The organism is Flavobacterium sp. (assembly GCF_035456085.1).
Lineage (GTDB): Bacteria > Bacteroidota > Bacteroidia > Flavobacteriales > Flavobacteriaceae > Flavobacterium.
Genome location: NZ_DATIDY010000162.1, coordinates 1 through 5,693 on the forward strand (window position 1 = coordinate 1; position 5,693 = coordinate 5,693).

A 5,693-nucleotide genomic window follows, 5' to 3' on the forward strand; every position below is an offset into this window, starting at 1 on the left:
ATAATTATATTTCTAAAATCATCATTGAAGTCTTTGTTTTTATTAGAACTTATTAGAGTAAATGCAATTAATGATATCAATAAGTATTTCATTTTTTATCTGTTTAGTTCTTCGTTTTTCTACAGCAACATTACTACCAACGTTCTCTTGCTACAAGCGGTTTGGAACTAAATTAGCGTTATTTTTCGGCTTAACCAAATTCTCACAAATACAAAACCATATTTCCATTAAGCCTAATACCCAAATCGCTTGTAGCAAGTGTTATGGTGTGTAGCGACACGACTGCTGAGCACGAAAGCTTAGACATTTCAATGTTCGATTCCAATTTCGGTGGCTTTTCCGCCTTTGGATTTCCGCTCCAAATAGTTTCCGCTTTTGAGTTTCAATTTTGATTTAAACCTCAAAAAAATCCGCTTTCGGTTTTCTGTAAAGTGATTCACGTTTTGTTTGTCCGCAACAATTCAGCGTCGAGTTTCGGTTCTGTTTTCGGTCAGCTCGGTTTTAGTTTTGTTTCTATTGTTGTGGGTACGAGCAAGATGCTCGCGTTAGCTGGAGGGCACAGATTACAAATCCGCAATATCAGGGGGTGTAATTATAAAACCGAAGTTTTAAATTTTATGTTTTTTCACGAAATTTTGTTTTAATTGCCATACGAAACGATTAGATTTGATGAATTTAAATTTGACGTGGTCGAACTACATTTGGCTACACCGAATTTCATTTCGTACATGAGCTGGGTAATTGTTGATTAATGTGTACATGAACGAGCGAGACGCTCACGCTAGCTGGCGACAATATGTACACTTATACAAAATAGTAATTATGAGAATAAAAAAAATCGCCACAAATGGGATTACCTTTTTTTTAATGATGTGGATTTCTGCCAATTATGCACAAAAAAGCAATACTGAGAAGAAAGCAAATATTGCAACGAAAAAAGAGAAATTTTTAGCTATAGAAAAAGCCTGCCAAACTATAATTGACGAAAAATATAACAATAATATTGTTGCCAATTTATCCAATACGGATAACTCAATTTCAACATCTGATGTAAATTTATTGGAAGTATTAGGAGATATTTCATCAGAGCTACAGAATAATATAAACACCAAAACTGAAATCACTGAATATAAAAATCAATTAAATAAAGCTCAGACCTTTAATGATGTGTACCCAAATGAAAAATATGAGGCATTGATTGCGCATGGTAATGATTTTATTAAAAAAGCAGAATTACTTTCGCAAACTTTGCACAAGAAAGGCAATGACTTAGAGGTCGCTCTTAAAATGAATAAATTAGTAGAGGAGAATGGGCTTATAAAAAAAATGGGGCTAGCATTCCATGCAATGGGATTTAGGCTTGATTCAGCAATTATGGATGTACGAAAAACTCAACCATATCTAGTAGAGGCATATACTAAATTAAATGCTATTGGTGATGAATTGACGGCTACTGAAAATTTAGAATCTTCTATTGTAGCCACAAAAAGCTTGTATGGAATAATACTGTATCTATCGGCTATTAAAAATTGTAATGCCACTCTATCCAAAATTCAAGATGATTTAGCTTTTTTGGCTAAGATAGCACGGACTCAATAAAACAAGTAGCTTTTTTTCTAAGTATCCTTTATTTTTCAATAATATATTGAAAAAGTTAGTTTTTTTTAAACTAAAAAATGTGCTTTTGGGACTATCATATTAGCGTATTTAATTTTTAATACACAAAGCAGAACTACTTCAATGGAGTGCCTAAAATATCAATAAAATCCATTTTTAAGCCGTAAAAATAAGTATTTATATTTTTGATTGCTGCATTACCGTCACTATTAACCAATATAAATTCCGGCCCTGTGTCAACACAATATTCTTCTCTTATGCCGTCTTTATTATTTGGAAGTCCAGACAAATTATACCATGGGATTTTTTCTTCGTCGACAGCTTCTTTCCACTTTCTATAGTCATTGTCAACACTAAGGTTCACTATACTTACCAAAGTAGCATACTTTTCTTGAAACTCTTTTAATTCTGCAATTTCCTCACTACATTCTTTGCATGTACTAGACCAAAAAACCAGAAGGACATATTTTTTATCACCAAGTACTGTCTTAAAATCATAAGAAGTACCGTTAATATCCAGCCAATTGAAATTTCTTGCATAATTCATTTTCTCCAAAGCCATCATTTTATCCAAGTATTTTCTTATCATTAAATAAGTAACGGACTGTTTTAAATCATAAGAGAACAAATCCAGCATATCGGATAGCTCATCATTTGAAAACGATAATTTTTGAAAAAAAACGGCTTGTAGAGTAGCATAACTATTCGGATGTGCTTTGATGAATTGCTTTGTAACTTTGTCACCTGCAGGCGCTAAATTCATGTCAAAAGCATAATACCATTTATTTTCTTTCAGACCTTCACAATAGACTACGTCTTCTGGCCAAAAGGTATATTTATTGTTGATTTTGATATCTTCATTACCAAGACAGATTTCTTGAAAATAACCGCATTGTGGCGATGTAGCAGCATCTTTGATTGCAAGAACAGTTACTTCTTCGTTATTTTTTAAAAGAGTAAAACTTACCATTCTAGTGCCAGGTACGGAAAAATGATATTCAAATTTACCTCCTTTAGCCTGTACTGTATCTACTGTAGTTATGGCATCACCAAATTCTTCAAAGCCGCGCATCGTTATGACAACATTATCAAACTGATTTTTGAGATTAGGTAAATCACCAGTTATTTTTCCTTTCTTATCATATGCTAAAGATTGGAAGGTAAAAACAGGTAATAGGATTGGGAGTAATAATAGAATTTTTATTTTCATAAATATTTAATTTTTTAAATAAGTATCATCAAGCTTTTTTTAAATGTCAGATTGAAGCGGTTTATTTGTCTTCAACCGAGCTATACACCATAACGTCTTGGTACTACAGCGGGTTTGGGACTAAATTAAGCCCATTCTTCGGATTTGCCAAATCATCCCAAATACAAAACCATTTTTCCATTAAGCCAATTGCCCAAATCCGTTGTAGTAGCTGTTATGGTGTGTAGCGACACGATTGCAGAGCACGAACGCTTTGACATTCCAACTATCGATCCCAATTGCGTAAACTTTTATGCTTTGCGAATTCCGTTTTCGAAATTTCAAAGTTCAATTTAATTGATAATTTGGCGGAGTTGGAGCAAAAGACATTTTATTAAAAACACTTAAATTAAATTTTTTATTCATTCGAGTGAATTCATGTAGGTTCTTGATTTTGACCAATGATTCTCCAAAAGAGCAAAATTGATTAAATAAGGCATAACATTATAGAAAAAAGAGCGTTCTACAAAGTAGATTGTTTTCTTATTTTCTGACTAATATATTAGGGCTTATAGCTCCGGCAGGATACAATGACAGACGATCTCTTTTGTCTGTATTATCAATCGGATCAAGCAGGTCTATTAAAAAACAATAATCGTCTCCCAGAACAGTTTTATTTGTTAATTTCATATATAAAAACTTTGGTGAAGTTGTGTTTTTTTCGCAGTCCTTTTTAGTTATTTCATATTCGTAGATTGTTACATCACTAGGATTATCAGGGTCGCTTCTTTCTTCGCAAACATTATCCTCTTTAAATGTCCAGATCACTCCACTTGGCTTTTCTTGATCTCCATCATTTTCTTCACTCAGGTCATAATCCATTAATTCCCAATTACCTGCTATTTTTTGTTTTAGTATATTTATATTCTGCAGAACTTCAATTTCTTTTGTCTTATTTATTGTATTTGTTTTATTCTTTTTTGTGCTGACTGCAACTTGTTTCTTTTCTGGCTCAACTGGCTTTTCACTTTTTCCGCAAGAAATTAAAAATAACAGCATTCCAATTGTTAGAATGTAATTTTTCATAGATTTTATCTGTAATGGTTAATTAGTTTATCTGTAAAAATAATAAACTTTTTCAGTTTTATATCAGGAAGTAGAGACCTGCTTCTCGTCAACAGAGCTATACACCATAACGTCTTGGTACTACAGCGGGTTTGGGACTAAATTAAGCCCATTCTTCGGATTTGCAAAATCATCACAAATACAAAACTATTTTTCCATTAAGCCAATTGCCCAAATCCGTTGTAGTAGCTGTTATGGTGCGTTTTTTTATTCCCAATTTTTTATTTCGTCTAATTTTATTTCGTATTCGACGGTTTTTCCATCAGCCAAATATTCTTTTTCAAAAATTATAATATCATTGTCAAACTTAATAGGCTTTATGAAACCTTTGTCGGCTGTTGAGATTCTTGCTAATTTTCCTTTTTGAAGATCAATCAAAGTCAATGAAGTTATGGGGCCTTTTTGATAGTCGGTAGTTAGCCATTCTTGCAATGCTAAAAAAGTTGAGTTAGGATGCCACTTAAATTCAAATCCAAATATTCTGTTTGTAATTAATTGTCCGTCTAATTTTATTTTGTAGTAGGTCGGCCCAAACCGAATCTCGCCTTCGAAAATAAAGTCAAACCCGTGTTTTTTGTCTTGAGATTTATATGCACCTATTTCTTTTATTTCCATTGTCTGTTAGTTTCAATTTCGGAAAATGCACCATAACGTTCCGGCGCTTGGCGAGGTTGGGGATTAAAGATGCGAGATTTTTCGGTTAAACCCAAATTTTCCAAGTACAAAACTAATTTTCCATTAAGCCTAAAACCCCAATCTCGCCAAACGGCTGTTAGCTGTTGTTTTTTCTATATATTGTGTCGATTACATAATCTTCATCACACATCATTTCTATTGTAATACCTTTTGAATTGTCATCAAAACCTTCTTGAAAGTCAAATGTAACATTATGTTTTTCAAATAAAACATTTAATTTTTCTTCAAAACTTCTTATGTTAGTATAGTTTTTTTTACTTCCATCTACACCTTGTCTACCGTTCGTTACAGATATTTGTAAATTAGAAATATCAGATTTAAAAAATTCTGAATAATATAAAACATTCAAATTTTCACTAATTGCTATTTCCTTAATATCTTCAATATAAGCAGATTTTATTTTTGTAGATACATAGCAATTTATATGTATAAATTTCGAAGCAGAACTATATTTATTTCTTGTAGCATAATATATTTTAATGTTTTTATTTGGATGGTATTCATTTTCTAATTTTTGGTTAACTTTTTTTAATATTATTAAATTCTCGTTCCTATAATCTTTAATTTCACTTCTTTGAAAAACAAACCAATTTTTATTTAAATAAGATTCAATTTTATTAAGCACAAAGAAATCATAATCAAATAAATGATAGTTTACCATCCAAATTTTTAAATTATTTCCTTGTCTAAAAATGCGAATCTCACAATCATTGTATTTGTCGTGTATTTCTTTTATATGTGTAATTACTTTTTCAGGATTAAAAGCATATATAGTTGCAGTAAGACTTGCAGGTCTATCACTTAAACCACCCCAAGCTTCTTCGAATTTAAAAAAATTGACACGAAAAATTGATTCTGGCAAATAATAAGACCAATAAACTCCTAATAATATCATTACTATTCTCCTTTTTTGGTTAAAATAACAGCTAACGTCAGTCTGTGAAAAAACTTCGGTTTGATTGTAAACAAATATAGTAAAATAGTGGTGTAAAAACAGGATTTTTCGTATTTTTAAGAATGCAACATATTCTAGGAATTTCCCGCCACCAGATGCGTATTTCAAGTT

At 31.6% G+C, this 5,693-nt stretch carries 5 protein-coding genes; 1 reads left to right on the forward strand and 4 read right to left on the reverse strand.

Translation table 11 applies throughout. The features are described 5' to 3' along the window. The first annotated feature begins 822 nt into the window (after positions 1-822). Positions 823-1,599, forward strand: a complete 777-nt coding sequence (locus VLC96_RS12545; RefSeq protein ID WP_325263391.1) for a lyase family protein — start codon at positions 823-825, stop codon at positions 1,597-1,599. Between the two features lie 133 nt (positions 1,600-1,732). Here VLC96_RS12545 and VLC96_RS12550 read toward each other — a convergent pair whose 3' ends face one another. The 4 genes from VLC96_RS12550 to VLC96_RS12565 all read right to left on the reverse strand — a co-directional run bounded on the left by VLC96_RS12550 (position 1,733) and on the right by VLC96_RS12565 (position 5,522). Then, on the reverse strand, positions 1,733-2,827 hold the full coding sequence (locus VLC96_RS12550; RefSeq protein WP_325263394.1) for a thioredoxin-like domain-containing protein: 1,095 nt from the start codon (positions 2,825-2,827) through the stop codon (positions 1,733-1,735). Between the two features lie 522 nt (positions 2,828-3,349). Further along, positions 3,350-3,892: a hypothetical protein gene (locus VLC96_RS12555; protein ID WP_325263396.1), complete on the reverse strand. Its 543-nt coding sequence runs from the start codon at positions 3,890-3,892 to the stop codon at positions 3,350-3,352. Positions 3,893-4,138: 246 nt separating this feature from the next. Then, entirely contained in the window at positions 4,139-4,546 is a 408-nt protein-coding gene (locus VLC96_RS12560; RefSeq protein ID WP_325263399.1) for a hypothetical protein, read from the reverse strand. Between the two features lie 157 nt (positions 4,547-4,703). Then, positions 4,704-5,522 (reverse strand): hypothetical protein, encoded by an 819-nt coding sequence (locus VLC96_RS12565; protein ID WP_325263402.1) that lies wholly within the window; start codon positions 5,520-5,522, stop codon positions 4,704-4,706. Between the last annotated feature and the right edge of the window lie 171 nt (positions 5,523-5,693).